This is a genomic window from Solibacillus ferritrahens (assembly GCF_037027585.1).
GTDB classification, from domain to species: Bacteria; Bacillota; Bacilli; order Bacillales_A; family Planococcaceae; genus Solibacillus; species Solibacillus ferritrahens.
Window position 1 is genome coordinate 1 of sequence record NZ_JAXCLE010000021.1, and the last position, 22,287, is coordinate 22,287.

Below are 22,287 nucleotides of genomic sequence, written 5' to 3' on the forward strand. Positions count from 1 at the left end.
ACGAGAAAACAATGGACATTAAAAAAGATGACTCCGGCAACTTACCGAAGTCATCTAATTGCAGCATAAGAAACTGCTACATCGCTTTTTTTAAACTGTCTACATAATAGGGTTCAGTTCAGGGTCCTAATGGATTCTTTTTTATTTATTGTTTATAACCTAGTTCAAAGTCGATTTTTATTTATTCACAATTAACTGCCTCCTGCCTCATCATCATCGCTCTATGTAAATAATATCATTTGAAGGTTCAAGAGACTCTTTATCCCCTAAAGAAAAATTAGTTCTTAAACGTTCAATTTCTGCATATTGAACAACCTTACCTTGATTTAAGAAAACCAATAAATAAATATCATCTCTTGATCCAATATTGCTGGGATCCTTGAATTCAACGCCCAACTGCTTTTCAATATCTGCTTGCGTTGTATAAGGTTGAAATAAATAAGCGTTCTCCCATTTAAAATCTGTAAAAGTATCTATATAGTGTGCGCTGGTGCTATTATCAGATACCATAATAATCGATGAATGAAGTTTTTCTTCAAGTTCTGTATTTCGTTTTATGCTACTGTCGTTGCATCCCATTAGTAATAACAAGGAAAACAAAACAACACCTATTTGTTTTATCAATATATTAATCTCCTTTTATGAAAATGGACGCTAATTCTTGTTTAAGAACTGCGCCCTTTAATTGAATTATGGAGCAAAATCCGCTAGACCTGTAAACAATGCAAAAAGCGCTACTATCCAAAAAATAAAGAGCGATGAGGAAAGAATTAAAGACAGTACGGGAATTATTTTTTTCTCCGTTTCTTTTGAAAGCGCCACAAGTGACATTAGGATACCTATAAATGTCAGGAAGTAAGTGATATAATCTCCTGTCATATTTCCAGTGTGGGCCAACCTTGTAGGTGTTACAAAAACGATAAAGAAACATATAATACCAACTAGAAGTGAACTATAGCTTATTAAACTATGCTTCCTTGATACACTTTGTTCGATATTATTCAAATAAACAACCTCCAAATTTTGTAATAAGCTTTATTCTATCTTTTTGGTCACGTTAAGCAAATATCGTTCTTTAATTACATCTTTACTATTCAACTATTATATAATATGCCATTTTAATGAATTTGAATGGGACCTACTCTGAAGACGAGTCGTTTTTCTCATTCAAAACCGTCCCCTGTAAGTTATTCCACTTATCCTCTAGATAATAGATATTATAAATTATCATCCCAATGATAAATGATCTGTACAATACCGGAAGAAAATGTTCTTGTATTCACGACTTTCAAATTTAACCTCTGTTTAATATCAATAAACAACGGTTTGCCTTCTCCCAATACGACGGGATGAATAGATAATCTAAATTCATCAACAAGCCCTAAATTGATAAACGTAGTAATGAGACTTGCCCCGCCGTATAGCCAAATATCTTTACCAGGTTTGTTCTTTAATTTAATTACTTCTTCACGGATGTTATTATTTATAAATATTGCTTGATGACCGGTTACGTTTTGAGTTCTGGAAAACACATATTTCTCTTTGTTATGAACCAAATCCCACATTTCTTTTTCGGTTTCGGATCCCCCTTCTTCTGGAGTATATTGCCCCCATAAGTCGTAACTCTTTCTGCCGTAAAAAATTGTATCAACTTGATTCAAAAAATCATTAAAGTTCATTTCCGGGTCCATAATACACCAATCCACTTCACCGTTTTTCCCTTCAATCAAACCATCTAAAGTAATCGCCAAATCTAAAATTACTCTTCTCTTTGTTTTATTATCTACCATTATCTTTGCTCCTTCTATACCCCATTACTTATTTGTTGCAGCTCACTTCCACTCTTCATCCAAAATAGCGTAATAATACTCATCCCACCATTCATCCCCACTCGGAATACATTTTTTGAAATACCCTTCCCTTCTCATGCCAATCTTCTCCATGACACGGTAAGAGGGTGTATTCTGTGGTTGACAAGTTGCTATAATCCGATGTAATTTCATTTTTTCAAATCCATGCTCTAACATTGCCTTGGCTGATTCTGATGCATACCCTTTGTTATAAAATTTCGGATTAAACACCCACCCAATCTCATATGTATGATCACCAAAATATTTACCAAAAAAGATATGCCCAATCAGAAGATTTTCATCTTTTAATATGACAGCGAATTTTTCAGCTTCTTCCCCCATATTTTGCTGTATAAATTCTTTAACAGCCTCTTCTTTAAAAACACCTTCAGGTATATATTTCATAACTTTGGCATCGGATGTGTATTCATATACAGCTTGTAGATCTTTTAACTCAAATTTCCGTATCAACAATCGTTCGGTTTCAAGGCGCATTACCTAACCCCCACAAATATGACTATTCTTGTTATCATATTTCGACAGATAATTAATGATTACCTTTCAAGTAAGTCTCATTACATAAAAAACCCCCACCAAACGAGTTGGCGAGGATGAATTATAATGGTCTAACTTTAAGTTTATCCTTGTAAAATATCAATCCATATTTTAATTGCTGTTGCACCAATCATGACTGCGAGTAGCCATTGCAATATTTTTACATTCAGTTTTTGCCCTAATTTTGCACCTAGTGGGGCAGCAATAACGCTGGCGATGATCATAATAAAGGCTGGCCAATATTCGACCTGTCCTGTCATCACTTTCCCAATACTGCCTCCGATTGAGGAAATAAAAGTAATGGCCAAACTTGTTGCAATTGTAATGCGTGTAGGGATTTTTAGTACTGTGAGCATAATCGGCACAAGTAAAAATCCGCCTGCTGCACCAACAATCCCTGAACCAATCCCGACAATCAGTGCAAGTGAGCTCGCTAATGGTTTATTAAAGGTAATTACTTTTGTATCTTCAACAGTTTTCCTTGGAATAAACATCATCACCGCTGCAATGCCAGCTAATAAACCATATACGATATTAACGGCATCTTCTGACAAGAATCCCGAGCCATAACTTCCGATAAAGCTACCGATTAAAATTGCGACACCCATATATATGATTAAGTCCTTGTTTAACAATCCACTTTTACGATAAGCCCAAACCCCTGCAATCGAAGCAAATAATACTTGTACAGCACTTATCCCGGAAACTTCATGTGCAGTAAATGCGACTAAACCAAACATTGGCGGAATATAAAGTAACAATGGGTATTTAATAATCGAACCGCCAACACCGAGCATGCCAGAAATAAATGAGCCGATAAACCCGAGTGCAAAAATGACCGCTATAAATGCGAACGATAAATCGATTTCCATATAAATGCCTTCTTTCGAAAAAAATATAGCGAGTAGAACTTTTCTCTACTCGCTATTTTTTTATGCTTTTTGAATGTAGAAGTACAGTACGCCTGCTTCTTCTTTTTGTTCTACGATTGTGTGACCACCAGCACCAGCCCACGCAGTAAAGTCATTTAATGCGCCTTTGTCTGTTACTAATACTTCTAAAATTTCACCTGAATTAATTGTATCGATAGTTTTTTTCGTACGTACGATTGGCATTGGGCAAGCTAAGCCTTTTGCGTCTAAAGTTTTTGCGATATTCATATTGGTTTCCTCTATTCTTAAAATTGATTTTTGTAAGCGATTTTCTTATTTACCGTACAATACGGTTGCTTGCCTCTTGAGCACGAGGCAAGCGTTAGGTATAACATTTAATTTTATTTATGAATGAATTAACGTACTGCGCAACGATTAGGTCCAATCTCCATCTCTGTTTGCTCTTCATCGCTTGGTGTCACTTTCCCCATGTTCACGATACGGATTTCTTGATAAGCATTTGGCTGTGGTGGTAAGTTATCTGTTACCATTGAACGGAATACTGCTTCGTCCTCTACATTTAAACCATGGTTTTCAGCGAATAAGTCACCAAGGCGTTTTGCCACTGTACCATCTTCATTCAGCTCTTCAATAATCATGAAGTGTGCTGGTAATACGATTAAGTCCTCTGCTAATGTGCGATAGCGTTTATATAACGTTTCGCGTAAATCACCAACCCAGTCCTCAGCTAAACCAGCTAAGTCCGGACGACCAATTGAATCGATGAATAAAATGTCACCTGTTAATAAATATTTACTATCAATTACGAAAGATGTTGAACCGATTGTGTGACCAGGTGAATATAAAGCGCCTACTTCGATTTGTGATGCACCTAAATGTACTGTTAATCCATCTGTTAAAGGTGTATAGTCAAACACTACTTCTTTCGCATCTTTTGGCGGTAAATAGTACGTTGCACCTGTTGCAGCTGAGATATGACGTCCACCGGAAATGTGATCAGCGTGCAGATGTGTATCGAATACATGCTTAATCTCTACACCTTTTTCTTTTGCAAAGTTTGTGAAAACATCTGTGAAACGGACGGCATCGATAATTGCAGCTTCTCCGCCATTAATCGCCATGTAAGAAAGGCAGCCTTTCCCTAAACGAACGAATTGATATAGTTCACCGCCATCTTTTAAATCCCCTACCTTAATTGGCTCAAGATACATTGACCACGATTTCATACCACCTTGAAGATAAGCCACTGTAAGACCTGCATCTGACAGCATTTCTGCGATCATAATAGAAGAGCCTTCCTTCGCACATACGACTAAAACTTCTTTATCTTTAGAAATCTTCGGTAAAATTTCTTCTACACCATCCAAAAGATCGAAGTAAGGAATATTTAAGTATTCGATTTGATGCCCTTCAATTTTCCAATCGTCAAATGCATCTGTATTACGTACGTCTAAAATAAATAATTCTTTGTTCTCGATTACTTTGCGTGCAACTTGTGCCGCTGTCCAAGCTGTTACTGTCATATCAAGTACCCCCATAGGTATTATTTTGTTTAAAATTTTTTGGGCTCTAGTAGCAAAATGCTACTAAAACCAATAGATTAAAACGTTAATGTTGGTGCTGCATCCTTTGCATATTCCAGGAATGTTACAGCTCCACCTACACTAATTCCATCTACGAAATCTTCTTTCGTTAAGCCCATCACGTCCATTGTCATTTGACAAGCGATGAATTGCACTCCTAAATCTTGTGCCATCTCCAATAATTGTGGGATTGCTGGTACATTTGCTTTAGCAAATCCTTCCGCAAAATGCTCTTTACCAGCCGGCATTTCAAGTGCGTGCATCCCTTGTTTATGAATTAGGTTCAAGCCTTCAAATGTGAAGAAAATTTGTACTTCTTTATCTGATGCTGCGGCTGCAGTGGCAATATTAAATACTTTATATGCATCGAAAAGGCCACCGTTTGCTGCGATAATCGCTACTTTGTTTGACATTTTATTCAACCTCTTTCTGTAGTTCGCCTTCATACCCTGACATACCAGGTAAGACATTATAAACATTCGTAAAACCTGCTTTGGCTAACTGCTGTGCTGCTAAATCTGAGCGTGTTCCTGTACGGCAAATAACATAAATAGTTTGTGCCTTATCCAGTTCATTCATACGCTCTGATAACTCACCCATTGGGATAGATTTTGCCCCCGGAATATGACCGAATGCATATTCCGCTGCTTCACGCACATCTAAAATAATGCCCTCTTCTTTTATTGCACCTTCATTTGAAATCGTTTGTTCAAACGACTTTTCCACTGCTTCGCTTACTTCTGGATTACATTTTCGGATGTAATGATAAAACACACCATTTTCTTCATTTGTCCCAATGTATTGATGACCGACTGTTTTTGACCAAGCAGCTAAATCCGCTACAGAACCTTTATCTGTTGCCTGAATTTCCAATACTTGACCTTCTGTTAAATTACCCATCGCTTTTTTCGTTTTAACAATTGGCATCGGGCAAGCTAAGCCCTTTGCATCGAGTTGTACGTCTGATTTAATCATATGAATCCTCCACTCATACCGGATAGGGTATATTTTTTACTAAAATTTTTTATTTTACTTCGCCAGTCCATTCCAGCATGCCGCCAGCCATATTCGTCACATCAAAACCTTGAGACTCTAAATATGCTGTAGCTTGACCACTGCGTCCGCCTGAACGGCATACCATAATATAAGGTGTATTTTTGTTGAGTTCATGCATACGGAATTCAAGTAATCCTAAAGGAATATGTGTAATCCCTGGAATGTGACCTGACTCTACTTCATCTACTTCGCGAACATCGATTAAATGTAACGCCTCGCCTGCTTCTAACTTTTTCTTTACTTCTTCTGGTAAAATAGTTTTCATGTTCATTCCTCCTAATATGCGCTCATGCCGCCACGGACATTCGTCACATTTTCAAACCCTTGTTTTTTTAATTGTTTACAAGCCTGACTAGATCGCATACCACTTTGACAAATCACAACAATTTCCTTATCCTTTGGCAGCTTTGAAAAGTCGGAACCAAGCGGAATATTTTTAAATTGCTTGATGTTACGTGCCTTGTATTCACCCGGTGTACGAACATCGATAAATACTTTGTTACGGTCATTAATCATTGTTTTAAGTTGCGCTGTCGATATAGTATTTACTCCTTTTACAGGCTTCATACGCCAAACAAAAAATGCAACAATTACAGCAATCAGTATTACTATTTCCATAAGTCACCTCTTAAATAAATAGATTTACGTTTCCTTCTTCCGCATCTGCTAGGTAAGCTGCAACTCCCGCGTACTGAATCCCATCTAATAATTCTTCTTTTTGAAGACCTAATAAATCCATCGTCATTGTACATGTCACAAGCTTAATATCCTGTTCCTGTGCCATTTCAACCAATTGTGTCAATGTTAACGCATTATGCTTTTTCATAACATGCTTAATCATTTTTGGACCCATACCGAGCATTTGCATTTTCGATAAGCCGAGCTTTTCAGCACCACGTGGCATCATTTTTGCAAACATTTTTTCCAGGAAGCCTTTTTGCACTGCTACTGGCTCTTGTTTTCGTAAAGCATTGATACCCCAGAACGTATGAAAAATTGTTACCTCATGATCATATGCTGCTGCACCATTGGCAATAATATAAGCCGCCATTGCCTTATCATAATCACCGCTGAATAAAACGATGGTTGTTCTTTTCTTTTCCATTTTATTGTCCCCCTACCCCTATAGGTATATTTTGTGTTAAAAATAAAAAGCCTTATCGACTTTTTACTAACAGATCTACTGCCTGTTTAACGATTGCATTTTTATCTACTGTTTCTGCATCTTCCTGTGAAAGACACTCCACTAAATTATCTGTTACAATAACACCAATAGTACGGTCAACAGCAGAACGAACAGCACTTAGCTGAGTAATGACGTCTTTACAATCTTTCTCTTCTTCCATCATCCGCAAAATGCCTCGAAGCTGACCTTCCATCTTTTTCATACGTGCCAGCACCTTTGGATCGTATTGCATACGCTCACCTCTTTTTGAAATGTTTTTATTAGCTTGACCTCATATTACTACCCCTCGGGGTATATGTCAACCGTTTTATATTTTTTTAATTTGCAGTCGAGTTTAATTCCATTTTACATGTTGTTACCCTGTTCTTTCTATAAATCCACCAATAAGTTATAATTTTCATACATTTTATATTATTAGATAAACGAGGTGGATGATGTTAACTTTATTTCAATATAATTGGCAAGTACGCGATGACTGGTTTCAGTGGTGTGAATCCATTCCGGAAGAAGAATTCTATAAAGAGCGTACAGGCGGTATGAAAAGTATTCGGGAAACATTAATACATATTATCGATTGTGAGCTACTCTGGTTAAATTCAATGCTGGAATCAAAAATTGTATTTGAAGCACGAAATGAAATTACCGATTTGAATGCGGTTAAAGCTTACTCGATATTTGTGAAAGCACATACTAAAAAATTCATTGAACACTTACCTTCAGATTATGAAAAATGCATCGTTAAAGTAACACGGCGTGACGGAACAATTCTGCACTTTACACAAAAAAAGATACTAGCACATATCATCACACATGAAATTCACCATATCGGGCAATTATCCATCTGGGCAAGGGAACTGGCGCTTAAACCGATTTCTTCTGATTTGATTGTAAGAAATTATGAGTAGTTTTTGTCAATAAGCAAAGCTGCAGCAGCTACAATATGCGCCATACCAATAAAGATTCAACTCTAATATAAGTATTAAAAATTTGAATTCAAGGATGGGGGTGACAGTTAAATGGGCGCAATCTTTTTCTTGTTTCTACTTTATATCGTTATATTTCTTGCAGTAAAACATGGAATCAATTATTCGTATATTGGTCAATTAATCAAAAATAAGTATCCCGATGATATAGAAGCCAAAAACACAGAAGTAAGTGATGAGGAAATCGAACGTGAATTGCAGAAGCAATCGGATAAAAATTAAATTATGTAAAATCCTCACTCATTTCGAAAAAACAAAAAAATACGGAGGAATAATTTGATGACTAACAGCACATCCAGCGGAGCAACTGCTCTAAATATAGGAGATGTATTGGCAACAATCATTATGTTGGGATTTATGGCAATTCCGATTATATTAGTGGTTTTCTTTTATAAAACGTATAAGAAAAACATGACTCGAGCAGAAGAACGATTCAGCGATGAAAAACAAGAAATACTTAATTTACAAAAACAAATAGATGAATTGAATGAACGTGTAGGTAAAATTGAACATGGCGATACGATTGATACTAACCAAAGGAGATAACCTTTTTGACTTATGAATTAGAGCTAACTAAAATCATAAAATCAGACGATGTATTTATGTCAATTTTAAAATCCGTACAAGCTTTAAAATTAAACGATTGCTGGGTTGCAGCTGGCGTTATTCGAAACAAGGTTTGGGATTACTTACATAACTTACAAACAGAAATAAACGATATTGATGTCATTTATTTTGATAAATCCGATTGTTCAACAGAGACGGAAAAGTTCTTAGAATCCAAGCTGCAACATATAATGCCCGCTCAACCTTGGTCGGTAAAAAACCAAGCAAGAATGCATATTAAAAATAAAGTCTCTCCTTATTTATCTTCATTTGATGGTGTAGCCCATTTTCCCGAAACACCTACATCAATTGCTGTCCGTCTAAATAATGAAAAGATAGAAATAATGGCTCCTTATGGATTGAGCGATTTATTTGAAGGTATAGTTAGACCTACGCCTCCATTTAACCAAAACGCCAATCTACATACTATTTATTTAAATCGAATACAAAACAAAAATTGGCGTTCGATTTGGCATTATTTAATTATCAAATCAGAATAGCGTTACCATAGTAAATGCTTCCCCTGACACACGCTCCAATCGCATACATTATATAAAATTTAGCTCATACATGTAGACTATCCACAAAGCACAAATTGCTTTATAGGCGATTTGTGCGCACTTCTAACTTGCTTCATCTTATATATTTCCATAAATAACCACAAAATTGCACCATTCCCCCTTAAAATACATGAATAAACAAGCACCGGATTCATTATTTTTATTTCTTAACATACACTTAAATGATACACACTACCCTGAGAGGAGCGTTTTGTGTTTACACAATATAAATACTGGCGACCGTATATTAGCCCGAACGACCCGTGCAAACCTATTGAAGTGAAAAGCTATTCCACTCCCCCACAACTCTATATCGGATTTCAACCTAGTGGATTACCCCAATTTCAAACAGCTAAAGAAGCTTTAATGCATGGTACCCTATGGCCTCAGCTATTTAGTCCATATCCTAATCCTGAAAAAAGGAATGAATCATCGTGAGCAAACAAATGCCCCCTGAATTTTATAGCCTTCTGGAGGAAATTCAGGCAATTGATTTTGTCATTGTTGAGTTAAACCTTTATTTGGACACCCACCCTGATGATTTTGAAATTATTCAGCAATTTAATGACTTTACAGAACAAAGCATAAAGTTAAAGATTCAATTTGAGCAAAAATTTGGTCCTTTAATGAATTTTGGCAGAAGTTACTCTAATTATCCTTTTAACTGGGTGGATACTCCATGGCCTTGGCAAGTTTAAAAGCTACTTTATTTAGGAGGAAAATGTGTGTGGTATTATGAAAAGAAATTGCAATACCCGGTGAAGGTTAGTACGTGTAATCCTACGCTTGCGAAGTATTTAATTGAACAATATGGGGGAGCTGATGGAGAATTAGCTGCCGCACTCCGGTATATGAATCAACGCTATACACTTCCAGATAAAGTAGTCGGACTTTTGACAGACATCGCTACAGAAGAATTTTCTCACCTTGAGATGATTGCAACGATGATTTACAAGCTCACGAAAGATGCCACTCCTGAACAAATGAAAGAAGCAGGTCTTGCCGATCATTACGTCAATCATGACAAAGCCTTATTCTATCAAAATGCTGCCGGAGTACCTTTTACCGCTTCCTATATCCAGGCAAAAGGAGACCCAATTGCCGATTTATACGAAGACATTGCAGCAGAAGAAAAAGCCCGCGCTACCTACCAGTGGATCATTGATATGTCGGATGACCGTGATTTAAATGATAGTTTAATTTTTTTGAGAGAACGCGAAATTGTTCATTCGCTGCGATTTAGAGAGGCTGTAGAAATTCTAAAAGATGATCGTGATACGAAGAAGATTTTTTAACTTCCTTATGCACCCAGTTTTGAAGTAACGAAATCCACTCCATGTAGTAACCCATCTAAGCCCAAAGATGGGTTATTTTTTATATAAAATCATATTTAATGTATAATACTCCCATATCATAAATTAAGAGGTGAAGTCATGTCCTGGAAGTTGCAAGTCGCAGAAATGAAGAAAACTTATATAACAGACCAGGAAGCCTGGAATGCACTTCACCATTTCTTTTATCACGGGAAAACGACAACTACATATAAATATGGGTTTTTTAAAGCTCTGCTAGAAGGGTGTATTACTGCCAATGAACAAGGTGAAATCTCCTATGATGCGATTTTTTATTCGTTTACTAAAATTTATTGGAACCTTGTCATTGATCATGGGCTCTGGCAATCCAATACCCGCGCTCAGCCATCCAGTGTTCAAAAAGAAATAGAGAAATTTGCGCATCAAAATTCTATACCGGCCAATTGGAATTTTGAAAAGCTGACGGACACCCAAAAAATTGAGCTCGTTCAAAAAGTTAAGCAAGTAGGGAAAAAATATGTCATTGGTGCGCTCTACGGGGATTTTAATGGAGAAATCTATACGTTTGACTTAAAACGGGAATATTTACAGTTTCACCCGAAATATTTATTATTCCTCCAGACGTATAAACGCATTTTGACGAATGTGACAAATTATCAATTGGCTCTATTCCTCGAAAAATTTAACGAAGTCGAAAAAGTGCAGAGTTTATTGACGAAAGTTGAATTCATTACAGAACGCCAGTCATTAAAGGCTTTTGAACGTTTATTGCAGCAAGCAGGTGTGTCGTCATGCTTTTATTGTAATAAAACCTTGCACTCGAAAACACATGTCGATCACTTTATTCCTTGGAGCTATTTCCAAAATGATTTACTCTGGAACTTTGTTCTCGCTTGCCCCACTTGTAATACACGAAAAAGCGATAAATTGGCAGCTCCCCAATTTCTTAATAGCTTAATTGAAAGAAACGAGGAATTACTTAGTCAAGAAATTTTAAAAGACAACCTGAATCATTACAATGCAGCTAAGCTTGAACAGCTGTATATGTTTGCCGGGAATAATGGGGTTGTAGGCGGATGGATGCCTTAATTGAAAATGCCGAAACGCTAATATACCGCGCTTCGGCACTTCATTATATATTATGTAAGTAAAAGAGACGACGGTTTCCAAGCACTTATCCATTACAAACTATTTAAATACTGTTTCACTAAGTATAAATGATGTTCATGGAATAGGCGCTCCTCCAGTTCTTTAAAAGATACCCAGCGCATCGGTTCAATTTCAACAGGTTCAGCCACCTTTTCCAATAGTTCACAAGCATACAATATCCCGATATTATGCTGGGAGTCATTTGGATATTTTGTCGATACCCAATGTCTTTCGGCCTCCCCTATAAATTTTACAATTTCGACTTTATAGCCTGTTTCCTCTATACACTCTCTTAACAGTGCTTGCTCTGAAGTTTCACCCGCCTCAATACCTCCACCTGCCAAAAACAAATACCCATTCACTTCTTCCACACACAAAAATTGCCCTTTTTCATTTTGAATAACAGCATAAGCTCCAGTTCTTTTACAATAATTTAAATCATCATTTCGTTTACCAAAAGTTTTCATTGTCCCCCCTACTTTCTGCATCTATTTCACTATTGAAAACATATTCACATCGTAAGCTATATTATTTTGATATATATATTTTTTTAAAATACCCTCTTTTTCAAAACCATTACTCAGCAATAATTGATTCGATGCATGATTTTCGATGAAAACTACTGCTCCAATTCTTGTTAACCCTAATTCATTAAAACCGTAATCAACTATTGCCATTAAAGCCTCTGAAGTATAGCCGAGTCTCCAGAAATCCGGATGAATTTCATACCCTATTTCAGCGCGTTTATGAGCTGGTGACCATAAGTTGAAACCGATCGTACCAATTAAACCTTTTTTGTTTTTTCTTTCAATTCCCCAACGAATGCCTCTTTTTTGTGTGAAATTTGAAGAAAAAGCATTAATTAAATTCTCAGCTTCCTCTAAGTTTGTAAAAGTATTCATCCCATAATGTTTTGTTACGCGGTCATCCGAAAAATAAGAATAAATAGCTTCTGCATCCTCCTGGAAAATTTCCCTTAATACTAATCGGTCTGTTGATAACGTCGGAAACATTCTTTCACCCACTTTTTTACAATTTCACTCATTATATAACATCTTTAATTCTTCTCATAGAAAAAAACGCCGATACGCAGGTTTAACGCTGCGTTTCGGCATTTTAATATATTTATCTATTCAAAAGCAGGTGTTGCCGTTTCATTGTAGTTTTCCTTTAGGAAATCGCGCACAACATCACTTGTCATTGCTTCGGCAAGCTTTTTGATTGCTTCGTCGTCCTGATTGTCCTCACGAGCTACTAATGTAATTGCGAAGTCATTTTCCACACCTTCTGTCAGCAGTGCATCACTTTTTGGCGTTAAGCCAAGTGGTGCCGCATAGGCAGGTGTCATGATAACTGCATCGGCATCATCATACATCCGCGCCAGCATTAATAAATCAACTTCTTTAAACTGAAGATTTTTCGGATTGTCCTCTATGCTCCCTAACGTATAGTAAACATCTGTTTTTTCCTTTAATGTAATGACATCATGCTGGGCAAGCAGCATTAAAGAACGGTCGACATTCGAAATATCGTTGGCAATCGCCACTGTTGCACCATCCGGTAAGTCATCGATTGAATCATGATTTTTTGCATAGACACCGTAATTCGCAAAGTAAATCGGCTGAATTGGCACTAAATTCGAGCCATTATTCCGATTGAATTCCTCCATGTATGGGACGTGCTGAAAAAAGTTTGCGTCCACTTCCTTTGCAGCGAGTGCACTGTTTGGTTGTACATTATCACCTAAAACGACAATTTCCAAGTCGATGCCGTCTTTCGCTAATTGCGGCTCAACCAACTCTAGAATTTCCGTCATTGGTGCAATTAAAGATGCGACCTTTAATGTTGTTTCTTCATTTCCTGAATCTTTATTATCTTTTGCTTCCTCTTGCCCTGTGCAGCCAACTAATGCAAAGGCTGCTGCTAAACTTAATAACCATCTTTTTTTCACAATCATTCTCCTATCTTTTATCCAACCATCTTGCTACAGTCGTTCCAAGCAATTGAATGAGCTGTACCAAAATAATCATAATCAAAATCATGTAAAGCATTAAATCTGTTTTGAATTGCTGATAGCCGTAGCGAATGGCAAAGTCACCAATCCCACCACCACCAACAACTCCCATTATTGTGGAATACGAAATAAAACTAACAATCGATGTTGTTAAACCAAGTACAAGCCCCGAGCGCGCCTCCACATAAAGAAAGCTAAAAATAATTCTTTTAACTGATGCCCCCATCGATACCGCAGCCTCGATTACCCCTTTTGGTACATCCAGTAATGACTGTTCGACAAGCCTTGCATAATGGGCAATGGCAATAATCGATAATGGGATAGTAGCTGCAACCGTACCAATCGCAGTCCCTACAATTAGCCTTGTAAAAGGTATTAAAAATACGACGAGCAATAAAAATGGAAACGAGCGGATCGTATTTACGGCTAAGTTCAGTATATTGTAGACGATACGATTTTCAAGTAACTTCCCTTTGCCGCAAAGGAATAAATATGTACCAATTGGCAGTCCGATAAGTACCGCCGCAATAATGGATACGCCTACCATGAAGAACGTTTCGCTTACCGCCCGCCATATCTCGGCTTCATATTGGATGAGTACATTAGGCATGTCCATCTCCACCTTTCACAAGCTGATTGACGAAGCTTTGGGGGTGATGGTCCGTTTCCTTTATGCCTGTTGGTACTAAATCCACGGTTTCATAAATTTGACCGGCATCCAAAACTGTTGCGCGATGGCAGATGCTTTTGACTACTTCAAGCTCATGACTAACGAGCACAATCGTTACACCTAGCGTTTCATTTACTTTTTGCAGAACACGCAGAATTTCTGCTGATGTATTCGTATCGAGTGCAGAAGTCGGCTCATCACAAAGCAATACTGCCGGTTCATTCGCAAGCGCCCTTGCTATTGCGACACGCTGCTTTTGCCCGCCGCTCAGCTGTGCAGGATATTGCTGTGCAAACTGTTCCAGCCCGACAAACTTTAGGCATTCCAAAACACGCGCCTGACGTAATTGTTTTGGATAATTCGCTAACGAGAGTGCAATTTCAACATTAGCAAATACAGTCTTATTTGCTACTAAGTGAAAATGCTGAAAAATCATCCCTATCGATTTTCTCGCTTCCCGAAGCTGTGCACTATTTAACTCGGTCAGCTGTTGGCCATTGATAATAACAGCACCAAAATCAGGAACTTCCAGCAAGTTCATCAAACGTAGCAACGTCGATTTCCCAGCTCCACTCGCTCCAATAAGACCGTGAATTTCCCCGTTTTCAATCGTTAAGGTCACATTTTGAACAGCCTCAAACGTACCAAATTTTTTTGTGATTTGCTGTAATTGAATCACCGTAAAAACACCCCTACTCCATTACCCAATCGATTTCTAATTATAGTAGATATTTCATCTTCAACCAAGAGAAATGATTTTTGAACAATGTAAAAAATGCCAAGTGCTTGAATGTTGTGCTCACAACGTGTTGATTGAGCCGTGCTTCGTAATGAAACTCATATTTAATAAAAGCAAAAAATCTCAATTTCTGTAAGGAAATTGAGATTTATACTTACTTATAAACAGCTAGAGCTTCGGTATTCTAAGAAAGAACTTTATAAACAGCACGCTGATGCGAGAAGGTTTTAAAGCCATGAATACCATGGAAACTACCGCTTCCGGAGTTATTGACACCTCCAAATGGTAAAGCAAGGTGTGTATTGTGTAAAAATAATCCGTTTATCGTCACACCACCCGAAGACGTTGCGCTTAGCACCTGCTGTTGGAAATGCTCATCATCACTGTAAATGTAAAGAGCTAATGGCTTTGGATTTGCCTGGATGTATCTAGTAACATCGGATATATCATTATAAGTTTTCACAAATGTGAGCGGCCCAAAGATTTCCTCATCTGCAATACGCATATCTGCCGAAACATTACCTAATAATGTCGGTTCAATTAAACGGTTTTCATCGTCAAATGTGCCTCCACTTAAAACAGTAGCTCCTTTTTCCAATGCATCCTTGAATAATCCCTTAATCCGATTATAGTGTGCTACATTGACAATTTGTGTGCGCTCTGTTGTACGTAACTTACCATCCTCATAGAGCATACCTAAAGTCATTTGCTGATAGGCCTGTACAAATCCAGATAAATCATCTTCGTGCACAAATAAGTAATCGGGGGAAACACAGAACTGACCAGCCATCAGCACCTTACCGAAAACGATTGTTTGCGTTGCTTTCACAGGATCATATCCCTTTTCCACAATAACCGGCGATTTGCCGCCAAGTTCGAGCGTCACGGTTGCCAGATGCTCGGCCGCTTCACGCATGACGATTTTGCCGATACGGGGACTACCTGTAAAGAAGAAATGATCAAATGGCAACTTTAGTAATTGTTCGGATACATCGGCTTCCCCCTGGACTAACGCAACCTCCTGTTCATCAAATACTGTCTCGATTATCTCTATAAGCACTTGATTGTATGCTGGATTAAATTCGCTCGGCTTAATAATTGCACAGTTACCTGCAGCCAGTGCATCCACTAAAGGATGAATTGTTACTGACATTGGAGAATTCCACGTTCCAAAAATACATACACAACCGCGGGATTCATGCAGAATATAGGCTTCGCCGTCTTGAGGATTTTCTACTCGCTCCGGATGCATCCATTGTTCCAAATGCTCAACTGTATAATCAATTGCCGATGTTACCGCATAAATTTGGTGCTCGGCTGTCATAGTAGGTGTAACAAAATCAGTAATCGCTGCTTCTACCAAGTCATGTGTACGCATTAAAATGGCATCTTTTAGCTTCATTAGTTTTTCAATCCGTTGTCTGGCTGACGTTTGACGTACCTGCCACTGATAGCTTTTTTGCTTCTCAAAAATACTTTGTAGCTTGTTGATCGTAGAATTACTCATTGCTTTCACTCCCTCTTTAAAATTAAACTTACGTATTGCAAGCCAATTTACACCAGCGGCTCTGCAACAGGCTCCTCATCCTCAATTTTTAAATTACGCTTTTGCAATGTAACAACGAAGATTCCTAGAGCAAGTACAACTGCACCTAAGCAGGCGAATAATAAGTACGTTAAGCCCTGACTTAAATTCGGAATTCTTAAAAACAGACCTAGGAAAGAAGTTGCTAATAAAGACGATACAGCAACAGCCAATTGAATTACGCTCATCGCCACACTAATGTCTTTATCAGGCAAATTCATCTGAATACCTGTGTGGAAAATCGAAATCAGAATACCACTTGACGTTCCCCAAATTAAACAAATAATTGTAAGAGCTAATGTAGAAGCGGAGGTTGTAAAGAATGTTAATGTAAAAATCATCGAGGCGAAAATAACCATCGCAACAATTGCCACTAATTTAAAATCCTTCAGTTTTACAACAATGAATCCGCTCAATGCGGCAAAAATAAAGGAAGTCAATCCTCGATAAGTCATAAATAAGCCAGTTTCTGTTGGTGTATAACCATATAGATTTTGTAAAAACATTGGCAATAAATAAATTAAGCCTGTTGCGGCAAACATAACGGCAAAAACACTTAATAGGCAAACTACAAAAACGCGGTATTTAAATAATCGTAAAGGTACGACCGGATGTGCTGCCTTCTTTTGACTTTTTATAAAGAAAACTATCGCTGTTACGAATAATAATGCTAACACAAACATTGGGACGGAAAGCCAAGGAATTCTTGAGCCGCCGAACGTTGTAACTGCAACAAAGATTAAAATAGCTGTACTTAAAATACTCATTCCCTTGTAATCAAGTTTTGCATTTTCTGTTCGTTGAATATTCGGCATATATTTAACGACTAAATATAATCCAATTACACCAATCGGGGCAATTGAATAAAATACCCAATGCCAAGACATATACTGGACAAAGATTCCGCCTAATGTAGGGGCAATAATCGCTGTAATGGCATTTAATGCACCGTAAAACCCTAAAAACTTCGCACGATTCGCTAAATCAAAAATATCACTAATGACTATTAAGCCCACTACAGCAGTAAGTGCACCACCTAATCCCTGTATCGCCCGGAAAATCATTAAATGATAAATATTGGATACCATAAAAGGTGTTATTAGTTCCGAAATTAAAATTATTAAAATACCGATAATCAAAATTTGTCTGCGTCCGTAAATATCACTCATTTTTCCAACGATTGGTGTCATGATTGCACTTACTGTTAAGTTGACAGTAAATACAAGCGAGTAAAATTCAATCCCACCAATATCATCGATAATCTTGGGTAGAGCAACTGAGAACTGGGAGGATACCATAAGCCCCAATTCGATACACATGAAAATTCCCACCATTAACAATACCTTTTGTTTATACGTTAGCGATTCAACTGTTTTAGACGTTTTCAACATGAACAAAATCACCTCTTTTATTTTGATTTTTATAACTAAAACCTTATAAAAAAGAATAGAGAGAGACTTCATTTAAATATTTCAATATATTTAAACTCGTGTCTCTCTCTATATAAGCCTCTATTTATGTGCCATAATAGCTTGCTCCTGCACAGCTTGAGCAGGTTTTTGATTGGTCCAATTTAATGCTTCAATTGCTAAGTCATAATATTGCTCGATATTTCCTAAGTAATTTTCGTAATATCTAGCCTGCTTAACAAATAAATGACAATCGATTTCCTCAGTGAATCCAATACCGCCATGAATTTGGATGTTGTGGGATGCCAATCGAATAAACGCTTCTGTAGCAAAAATACGCGCGCTGCAAATTGCCTCAGTCCTGTCCTCGGCACTTGTTTCCAAAGTCCAGTTAGCATAATAGGAAAGTGAACGTGCTGTCTCCAAATCCAATTTCATATCAGCTAAACGATGTTTGATCGCTTGGAATCTACCAATCGGATTTCCAAACTGTTCCCGAATTTTAGCATATTCGGTTGCCATCTCTACTATTTGCTCCATTGCTCCTACCGCTACGGACGATAAAGCAGCATTATAATAAAGAAGGCACTCCTGTAAAATTCCCCAGCCATCCCCTATTTGACCAATCACGTTTTCTATAGGAACCGTGACATTATCAAAATGAATGGTAAACAGTTTTCTCGTTTCCACAAAATTTTTCTGTGGCGTAACCAATAGTCCAGGTGTCTGAAGATCCACGCTGATTAAAGTAATTTCATTGTTGATTCGAAGCGGGACTAATACATGTTGTGCAAGTTCTACATCCGGCACCTGTGTTTTAACACCATTCAACCTAATTTGATCCTGAATGATTTCACCTGTTAATTGTATTCCCTGCTCTTTATAGCTTCCGCCTGGTTCTAGCCATGCCACAGTAAAATTGACATCTGAATCGGCTATGCTCTTTAAAAGTAACTGCTTCTGCTTATTCGTTCCGAAACGTTCTAGTAATGGAACTGCTAAGGCATTTGTTTCAAGGTATAAGCCTGGAAGCAACACCCTACCAAACTCTTCCATAATCGGTACTAAATCAAGCTGTCCTAAACCCATTCCCTCGTATTCCTCAGGGATATTTAATTTTGTCCATCCTAATTCCTTTAAATCGGATATTGCATTTTTTACATGCTCAGTTTTATTGTCAACATAATCTCTAGCTATTTTCGTCCGTTCCATATCGACTAAAAATTTCTTAATATATTCGCGAAACATTTCCTGTTCTTGGCTTAAAGAGAAATCCATTTTTTCACCCTCTTATAATTTATTTACCAATATCCTTTGGCAAGCCTAAAATTCGCTCAGCAATTGTATTCTTCTGAATTTCGCTCGTACCGCCTCCAATTGTTTGACCAAAGGAATATAAATAATTTTTTTGCCAATACGAGTCACCATATATAGCATCCTTTTTCCATAAAAGGCCCTGGTGTCCTTGAATAGAAATGGCTTCGGCGAATAATTCCTTAGTGTTTTCGCTAACAAAGAGTTTATCCATTGAACCTTCTACTCCCGGGTGACCTACCTTCAATTGCTTTGTTAAATTGCGGTAGTAATTTAGCAACGACCCGCGCGACTTAATATATAAATTTAGCAATCTTTTACGAACATCCGTCTTTTCAATGATCGGCACATTATCCTCTGTTACATTGCGGGCCAATTCGACCAACTCGTTGAATTGTTGTTCCAACGAAAACACCTGGGCGCCAATGCCTGTTCTTTCATGCATAAGCAACGCAATCGTTACACGCCATCCATCATCAACAGCACCGATAATTTCACTTTCATAGGCAACCGCATCATTTAAATATACCTCATTGAAATCATGCTCTCCGTCCATTTGAATAATCGGTCTAACCTCGACGCCCGGCTGATTCATATCCAGCAAAAAGCAAGTAATCCCATGATGCTTTTTCTCGCCTTTACTCGTTCGGGCAACTAAAAAGCAGCGATCTGCAAAATGCGCGAAACTCGTCCAAACTTTTTGCCCATTGATAATCCACTTATCACCATCTTTAACCGCCGTCGTTTGAACAGCCGCCAGATCTGAACCTGCATTTGGCTCAGAGTAGCCTTGACACCAAACTTCCTCACCTGTAATAATTTTTGAAATATACTTTTCCTGTTGTTCCTTGCTACCGATTTGCATGAGTGTGGGACCAACCATATGTAAGCCCACATAATTTACAAGTGGCGGTGCTTTCACACGAACCATTTCCTGATGATATATAATTTCTTCCATTAATGTTGCATTACGACCACCATGCCGCTCCGGCCAAGCAATTGCTGCCCATTTACCTTCTGATAGCTTTTTTTGCCAGTCTCTTAAAAATTGTCCTTGCTCTTGTTGATCTTCCGGCATTTTAAAGGAGCCATCCATCCAGCCCTCCGGCAGATTATTTTCCAGCCAGTCGCGAAGCTCCAGACGAAATTGTTCCTCCTGCTTCGTGTATGAAAAGTCCATTGATATTCCTCCCTTTTAAAGAATTTAGGCGAATACCCACTGTGGAATCGAGCGCTCCTCAGTAGCCTCTACCCAAACCATTTTCACTTTTGTTCCGATTGAAACTGTCTCAGCATTGCCATTAAGGACATTCGCAATAATCTTAATGTCAGGGTAATCCTCCAATTGGACAACAGCGATTACGGTCGGTAAATCGTTTTGGAATCCCGGCAAGAATGGTCTATGTGAAACGATATACGTATAAACCTCACCTGTAATATTTGATCCTAAGTTCTCCCAAGTAACCTCTATGCTTCCGCAGTTTGCACAGCTTGGACCAGGTGGGTGATTGTAAATCCCACATGTATTACATTTTTGTATATTCAGTTCATGACGATCTGCCGCATCCCAGTAAGGTGCATTATAGGTATTTTTCAATGGAATTGGCTTTTCATAAATTACTTTCGTTTCTTCGTTCATAGTCATTCCTCCTATTTACATAAAATCATTGCACCGGCAACATCAGGACCTGTCCATCCCGTACAAATTGCCAGTTCAGTATCTTCTACTTGTCGGTCAGTTCCCTCATATTCACGTCGGACTTGGCGCACAATTTCCAATACATTATTCATCCCATGTGTATAGCCTTCAGAGAGCATGCCACCTGCTGTATTAGTAGGAAGCTTCCCATCCATTCGAAGGTTTCCGGCACTTACAAAATCCCCGACCTCACCTTTCGGTGCAAGGCCATAAGCTTCCAGCTGACGTAAAACGACCCAACTAAAGCAGTCATAAATTGACGCAACTTTAATATCCTCCGGAGAAACACCCGCCGCCTTATATAATTGAGGGGCAACATAATCAGCTGCAACTTCATCAATATTTTTCCAATAGTGTGCGTGGGATACAACTTCCCTTGCAGCCATGCCTAAAATTTTTACAGGTACGGACTTACAATCTTTCGCCCGCTCTGTTGAAGTGACGATAATGGCATTCGCTTCATCCGACTCCAGGCAGTAGTCATGCTTTGTAAATGGTGAACTTAAATGTGCCGTTTTCATGTATTCTTCCATCGTTAATGGCTTCCCGTAGAAAAACGCCTTCGGATTTCGCTGCGCATGCTCATAAAAGCTTGTGCATACATGCCCTAAATGTTCTTGTGTCAAGCCGTTTAGGTGCATATGACGCGTGGCAAATAATCCGAACCATTGCCCTGGGCTACCTGCTCCGTACGGAATAATAAAGCTTCCGCCATCAAAGCCGTTTTGAAGAGCATCAATACTAAAACCGCCCCCACCCATACGTACGCCAGAGCGTCCATTCATCGAGCGGTAAATAAGTACGGTATTTACCTGACCTGTTTCGATTAAACCAATGGCCTCTGCGATTAATAGCTCGGTACTGCTCCCGCCCCCGAACATTTCTTTTACTACTTTAGGACGTACACCTAAATATGTCGCTACCTGGTGCGGACTGCAGGAATCCATTTCTGAATAACTCATGAACCCGTCGATGTCTTTTGCTTCCAAACCTGCATCTGCTATCGCAACTCTCGCCGCTTCCAATGCTAATTCCAATGGGGTAACCCCTGAATTTTTCGAACGATTGCTCTCACCTACACCAACTATGGCATATTTTTCGCGAATTTTTTCCATTAAGTTCA

The 22,287-nt window shown here is 38.2% G+C and carries 32 protein-coding genes; 8 read left to right on the forward strand and 24 right to left on the reverse strand.

The window, feature by feature from the left end; translation table 11 throughout:
- Positions 1 to 213 precede the first annotated feature (213 nt).
- The 13 genes from SNE38_RS16305 to SNE38_RS16365 all read right to left on the reverse strand — a co-directional run bounded on the left by SNE38_RS16305 (position 214) and on the right by SNE38_RS16365 (position 7,355).
- Positions 214 to 624 (reverse strand): hypothetical protein, encoded by a 411-nt coding sequence (locus SNE38_RS16305; protein ID WP_336046899.1) that lies wholly within the window; start codon positions 622 to 624, stop codon positions 214 to 216.
- 66 nt (positions 625 to 690) lie between these two features.
- On the reverse strand, positions 691 to 1,005 hold the full coding sequence (locus SNE38_RS16310) for a hypothetical protein (RefSeq protein WP_191703930.1): 315 nt from the start codon (positions 1,003 to 1,005) through the stop codon (positions 691 to 693).
- A gap of 212 nt (positions 1,006 to 1,217) precedes the next feature.
- Positions 1,218 to 1,790 carry a dihydrofolate reductase family protein gene (locus SNE38_RS16315; RefSeq protein ID WP_191703931.1) on the reverse strand — a complete coding sequence of 191 codons (573 nt, stop codon included), beginning with the start codon at positions 1,788 to 1,790 and terminating at the stop codon, positions 1,218 to 1,220.
- 42 nt (positions 1,791 to 1,832) lie between these two features.
- The gene (locus SNE38_RS16320) at positions 1,833 to 2,345 is read right to left on the reverse strand and encodes a GNAT family N-acetyltransferase (RefSeq protein ID WP_191703932.1); all 513 of its coding nucleotides are present in this window, start codon (positions 2,343 to 2,345) and stop codon (positions 1,833 to 1,835) included.
- Between the two features lie 143 nt (positions 2,346 to 2,488).
- A complete protein-coding gene (locus SNE38_RS16325) occupies positions 2,489 to 3,277 on the reverse strand; it encodes a sulfite exporter TauE/SafE family protein (protein WP_191703933.1) in 789 nt (262 codons plus the stop codon).
- 60 nt (positions 3,278 to 3,337) lie between these two features.
- Positions 3,338 to 3,565 (reverse strand): sulfurtransferase TusA family protein, encoded by a 228-nt coding sequence (locus SNE38_RS16330; protein WP_191699911.1) that lies wholly within the window; start codon positions 3,563 to 3,565, stop codon positions 3,338 to 3,340.
- Positions 3,566 to 3,693: 128 nt separating this feature from the next.
- On the reverse strand, positions 3,694 to 4,821 hold the full coding sequence (locus tag SNE38_RS16335) for an MBL fold metallo-hydrolase (RefSeq protein ID WP_336046900.1): 1,128 nt from the start codon (positions 4,819 to 4,821) through the stop codon (positions 3,694 to 3,696).
- A gap of 77 nt (positions 4,822 to 4,898) precedes the next feature.
- A complete protein-coding gene (locus tag SNE38_RS16340; protein ID WP_191703935.1) occupies positions 4,899 to 5,294 on the reverse strand; it encodes a DsrE/DsrF/DrsH-like family protein in 396 nt (131 codons plus the stop codon).
- Position 5,295: 1 nt separating this feature from the next.
- Entirely contained in the window at positions 5,296 to 5,856 is a 561-nt protein-coding gene (locus SNE38_RS16345) for a sulfurtransferase TusA family protein (RefSeq protein WP_191703936.1), read from the reverse strand.
- 49 nt (positions 5,857 to 5,905) lie between these two features.
- Positions 5,906 to 6,202, reverse strand: coding sequence for a rhodanese-like domain-containing protein (locus SNE38_RS16350; RefSeq protein ID WP_336046901.1), 297 nt, complete (start codon positions 6,200 to 6,202; stop codon positions 5,906 to 5,908).
- Positions 6,203 to 6,213: 11 nt separating this feature from the next.
- Complete coding sequence (locus SNE38_RS16355) at positions 6,214 to 6,555, reverse strand: rhodanese-like domain-containing protein (RefSeq protein WP_191703938.1); 342 nt, start codon at positions 6,553 to 6,555, stop codon at positions 6,214 to 6,216.
- A 10-nt stretch (positions 6,556 to 6,565) separates the two neighbouring features.
- On the reverse strand, positions 6,566 to 7,042 hold the full coding sequence (locus SNE38_RS16360; protein ID WP_191699917.1) for a DsrE/DsrF/DrsH-like family protein: 477 nt from the start codon (positions 7,040 to 7,042) through the stop codon (positions 6,566 to 6,568).
- A 52-nt stretch (positions 7,043 to 7,094) separates the two neighbouring features.
- Positions 7,095 to 7,355, reverse strand: a complete 261-nt coding sequence (locus tag SNE38_RS16365; protein WP_191699918.1) for a metal-sensitive transcriptional regulator — start codon at positions 7,353 to 7,355, stop codon at positions 7,095 to 7,097.
- A gap of 202 nt (positions 7,356 to 7,557) precedes the next feature.
- Here SNE38_RS16365 and SNE38_RS16370 point away from each other — a divergent pair, with 202 nt between their 5' ends.
- From SNE38_RS16370 to SNE38_RS16405, 8 genes are all read left to right on the forward strand, one after another.
- A complete protein-coding gene (locus tag SNE38_RS16370; protein ID WP_191703939.1) occupies positions 7,558 to 8,028 on the forward strand; it encodes a DinB family protein in 471 nt (156 codons plus the stop codon).
- A gap of 111 nt (positions 8,029 to 8,139) precedes the next feature.
- A complete protein-coding gene (locus tag SNE38_RS16375; RefSeq protein ID WP_191703940.1) occupies positions 8,140 to 8,328 on the forward strand; it encodes a hypothetical protein in 189 nt (62 codons plus the stop codon).
- A 57-nt stretch (positions 8,329 to 8,385) separates the two neighbouring features.
- Complete coding sequence (locus tag SNE38_RS16380; RefSeq protein ID WP_191703941.1) at positions 8,386 to 8,652, forward strand: hypothetical protein; 267 nt, start codon at positions 8,386 to 8,388, stop codon at positions 8,650 to 8,652.
- A 5-nt stretch (positions 8,653 to 8,657) separates the two neighbouring features.
- Positions 8,658 to 9,212, forward strand: a complete 555-nt coding sequence (locus SNE38_RS16385) for a nucleotidyltransferase family protein (protein ID WP_225223777.1) — start codon at positions 8,658 to 8,660, stop codon at positions 9,210 to 9,212.
- A 273-nt stretch (positions 9,213 to 9,485) separates the two neighbouring features.
- On the forward strand, positions 9,486 to 9,710 hold the full coding sequence (locus SNE38_RS16390; RefSeq protein WP_191703942.1) for a spore coat associated protein CotJA: 225 nt from the start codon (positions 9,486 to 9,488) through the stop codon (positions 9,708 to 9,710).
- Complete coding sequence (locus SNE38_RS16395; protein WP_318247692.1) at positions 9,707 to 9,970, forward strand: spore coat protein CotJB; 264 nt, start codon at positions 9,707 to 9,709, stop codon at positions 9,968 to 9,970. The genes SNE38_RS16390 and SNE38_RS16395 overlap by 4 nt, the downstream gene beginning before the upstream one ends.
- 27 nt (positions 9,971 to 9,997) lie before the next feature.
- Positions 9,998 to 10,567, forward strand: a complete 570-nt coding sequence (locus SNE38_RS16400) for a manganese catalase family protein (protein ID WP_191699923.1) — start codon at positions 9,998 to 10,000, stop codon at positions 10,565 to 10,567.
- Between the two features lie 138 nt (positions 10,568 to 10,705).
- The gene (locus SNE38_RS16405; RefSeq protein ID WP_191703943.1) at positions 10,706 to 11,674 is read left to right on the forward strand and encodes an HNH endonuclease; all 969 of its coding nucleotides are present in this window, start codon (positions 10,706 to 10,708) and stop codon (positions 11,672 to 11,674) included.
- A gap of 92 nt (positions 11,675 to 11,766) precedes the next feature.
- Here the strand turns inward: SNE38_RS16405 and SNE38_RS16410 are convergent, their stop codons facing one another.
- The 11 genes from SNE38_RS16410 to SNE38_RS16460 form a co-directional block, all read right to left on the reverse strand.
- The gene (locus SNE38_RS16410) at positions 11,767 to 12,201 is read right to left on the reverse strand and encodes an NUDIX hydrolase (RefSeq protein WP_191703944.1); all 435 of its coding nucleotides are present in this window, start codon (positions 12,199 to 12,201) and stop codon (positions 11,767 to 11,769) included.
- Between the two features lie 21 nt (positions 12,202 to 12,222).
- The gene (locus tag SNE38_RS16415) at positions 12,223 to 12,747 is read right to left on the reverse strand and encodes a GNAT family N-acetyltransferase (protein WP_191703945.1); all 525 of its coding nucleotides are present in this window, start codon (positions 12,745 to 12,747) and stop codon (positions 12,223 to 12,225) included.
- A gap of 116 nt (positions 12,748 to 12,863) precedes the next feature.
- Positions 12,864 to 13,685: a MetQ/NlpA family ABC transporter substrate-binding protein gene (locus SNE38_RS16420; protein WP_318247693.1), complete on the reverse strand. Its 822-nt coding sequence runs from the start codon at positions 13,683 to 13,685 to the stop codon at positions 12,864 to 12,866.
- A 10-nt stretch (positions 13,686 to 13,695) separates the two neighbouring features.
- Entirely contained in the window at positions 13,696 to 14,358 is a 663-nt protein-coding gene (locus SNE38_RS16425) for a methionine ABC transporter permease (RefSeq protein WP_191699927.1), read from the reverse strand.
- On the reverse strand, positions 14,351 to 15,097 hold the full coding sequence (locus tag SNE38_RS16430; RefSeq protein ID WP_191703947.1) for a methionine ABC transporter ATP-binding protein: 747 nt from the start codon (positions 15,095 to 15,097) through the stop codon (positions 14,351 to 14,353). The genes SNE38_RS16425 and SNE38_RS16430 overlap by 8 nt, the downstream gene beginning before the upstream one ends.
- Before the next feature lie 244 nt (positions 15,098 to 15,341).
- Positions 15,342 to 16,664, reverse strand: a complete 1,323-nt coding sequence (locus SNE38_RS16435; RefSeq protein ID WP_336046902.1) for an aldehyde dehydrogenase family protein — start codon at positions 16,662 to 16,664, stop codon at positions 15,342 to 15,344.
- 47 nt (positions 16,665 to 16,711) lie between these two features.
- A complete protein-coding gene (locus SNE38_RS16440; protein WP_336046903.1) occupies positions 16,712 to 18,133 on the reverse strand; it encodes an MFS transporter in 1,422 nt (473 codons plus the stop codon).
- Positions 18,134 to 18,253: 120 nt separating this feature from the next.
- Positions 18,254 to 19,429, reverse strand: a complete 1,176-nt coding sequence (locus tag SNE38_RS16445) for an acyl-CoA dehydrogenase family protein (protein ID WP_336046904.1) — start codon at positions 19,427 to 19,429, stop codon at positions 18,254 to 18,256.
- 19 nt (positions 19,430 to 19,448) lie between these two features.
- On the reverse strand, positions 19,449 to 20,645 hold the full coding sequence (locus SNE38_RS16450; protein ID WP_191703951.1) for an acyl-CoA dehydrogenase family protein: 1,197 nt from the start codon (positions 20,643 to 20,645) through the stop codon (positions 19,449 to 19,451).
- Between the two features lie 24 nt (positions 20,646 to 20,669).
- On the reverse strand, positions 20,670 to 21,104 hold the full coding sequence (locus SNE38_RS16455) for a Zn-ribbon domain-containing OB-fold protein (protein ID WP_336046905.1): 435 nt from the start codon (positions 21,102 to 21,104) through the stop codon (positions 20,670 to 20,672).
- A gap of 11 nt (positions 21,105 to 21,115) precedes the next feature.
- Positions 21,116 to 22,279, reverse strand: coding sequence for a thiolase C-terminal domain-containing protein (locus tag SNE38_RS16460; protein WP_191703953.1), 1,164 nt, complete (start codon positions 22,277 to 22,279; stop codon positions 21,116 to 21,118).
- Between the last annotated feature and the right edge of the window lie 8 nt (positions 22,280 to 22,287).

Excerpts from the sequence above, each read along its gene's own strand:
- SNE38_RS16315 (WP_191703931.1), bottom strand. The coding sequence starts at position 1,790 with ATGGTAGATAATAAAACAAAGAGAAGAGTAATTTTAGATTTGGCGATT.
- SNE38_RS16320 (WP_191703932.1), bottom strand. The coding sequence starts at position 2,345 with ATGCGCCTTGAAACCGAACGATTGTTGATACGGAAATTTGAGTTAAAA.
- SNE38_RS16325 (WP_191703933.1), bottom strand. The coding sequence starts at position 3,277 with ATGGAAATCGATTTATCGTTCGCATTTATAGCGGTCATTTTTGCACTC.
- SNE38_RS16330 (WP_191699911.1), bottom strand. The coding sequence starts at position 3,565 with ATGAATATCGCAAAAACTTTAGACGCAAAAGGCTTAGCTTGCCCAATG.
- SNE38_RS16335 (WP_336046900.1), bottom strand. The coding sequence starts at position 4,821 with ATGACAGTAACAGCTTGGACAGCGGCACAAGTTGCACGCAAAGTAATC.
- SNE38_RS16340 (WP_191703935.1), bottom strand. The coding sequence starts at position 5,294 with ATGTCAAACAAAGTAGCGATTATCGCAGCAAACGGTGGCCTTTTCGAT.
- SNE38_RS16345 (WP_191703936.1), bottom strand. The coding sequence starts at position 5,856 with ATGATTAAATCAGACGTACAACTCGATGCAAAGGGCTTAGCTTGCCCG.
- SNE38_RS16350 (WP_336046901.1), bottom strand. The coding sequence starts at position 6,202 with ATGAAAACTATTTTACCAGAAGAAGTAAAGAAAAAGTTAGAAGCAGGC.
- SNE38_RS16355 (WP_191703938.1), bottom strand. The coding sequence starts at position 6,555 with ATGGAAATAGTAATACTGATTGCTGTAATTGTTGCATTTTTTGTTTGG.
- SNE38_RS16360 (WP_191699917.1), bottom strand. The coding sequence starts at position 7,042 with ATGGAAAAGAAAAGAACAACCATCGTTTTATTCAGCGGTGATTATGAT.
- SNE38_RS16365 (WP_191699918.1), bottom strand. The coding sequence starts at position 7,355 with ATGCAATACGATCCAAAGGTGCTGGCACGTATGAAAAAGATGGAAGGT.
- SNE38_RS16370 (WP_191703939.1), top strand. The coding sequence starts at position 7,558 with ATGTTAACTTTATTTCAATATAATTGGCAAGTACGCGATGACTGGTTT.
- SNE38_RS16375 (WP_191703940.1), top strand. The coding sequence starts at position 8,140 with ATGGGCGCAATCTTTTTCTTGTTTCTACTTTATATCGTTATATTTCTT.
- SNE38_RS16380 (WP_191703941.1), top strand. The coding sequence starts at position 8,386 with ATGACTAACAGCACATCCAGCGGAGCAACTGCTCTAAATATAGGAGAT.
- SNE38_RS16405 (WP_191703943.1), top strand. The coding sequence starts at position 10,706 with ATGTCCTGGAAGTTGCAAGTCGCAGAAATGAAGAAAACTTATATAACA.
- SNE38_RS16410 (WP_191703944.1), bottom strand. The coding sequence starts at position 12,201 with ATGAAAACTTTTGGTAAACGAAATGATGATTTAAATTATTGTAAAAGA.
- SNE38_RS16415 (WP_191703945.1), bottom strand. The coding sequence starts at position 12,747 with ATGTTTCCGACGTTATCAACAGACCGATTAGTATTAAGGGAAATTTTC.
- SNE38_RS16425 (WP_191699927.1), bottom strand. The coding sequence starts at position 14,358 with ATGCCTAATGTACTCATCCAATATGAAGCCGAGATATGGCGGGCGGTA.
- SNE38_RS16435 (WP_336046902.1), bottom strand. The coding sequence starts at position 16,664 with ATGAGTAATTCTACGATCAACAAGCTACAAAGTATTTTTGAGAAGCAA.
- SNE38_RS16440 (WP_336046903.1), bottom strand. The coding sequence starts at position 18,133 with ATGTTGAAAACGTCTAAAACAGTTGAATCGCTAACGTATAAACAAAAG.
- SNE38_RS16445 (WP_336046904.1), bottom strand. The coding sequence starts at position 19,429 with ATGGATTTCTCTTTAAGCCAAGAACAGGAAATGTTTCGCGAATATATT.
- SNE38_RS16450 (WP_191703951.1), bottom strand. The coding sequence starts at position 20,645 with ATGGACTTTTCATACACGAAGCAGGAGGAACAATTTCGTCTGGAGCTT.
- SNE38_RS16455 (WP_336046905.1), bottom strand. The coding sequence starts at position 21,104 with ATGAACGAAGAAACGAAAGTAATTTATGAAAAGCCAATTCCATTGAAA.
- SNE38_RS16460 (WP_191703953.1), bottom strand. The coding sequence starts at position 22,279 with ATGGAAAAAATTCGCGAAAAATATGCCATAGTTGGTGTAGGTGAGAGC.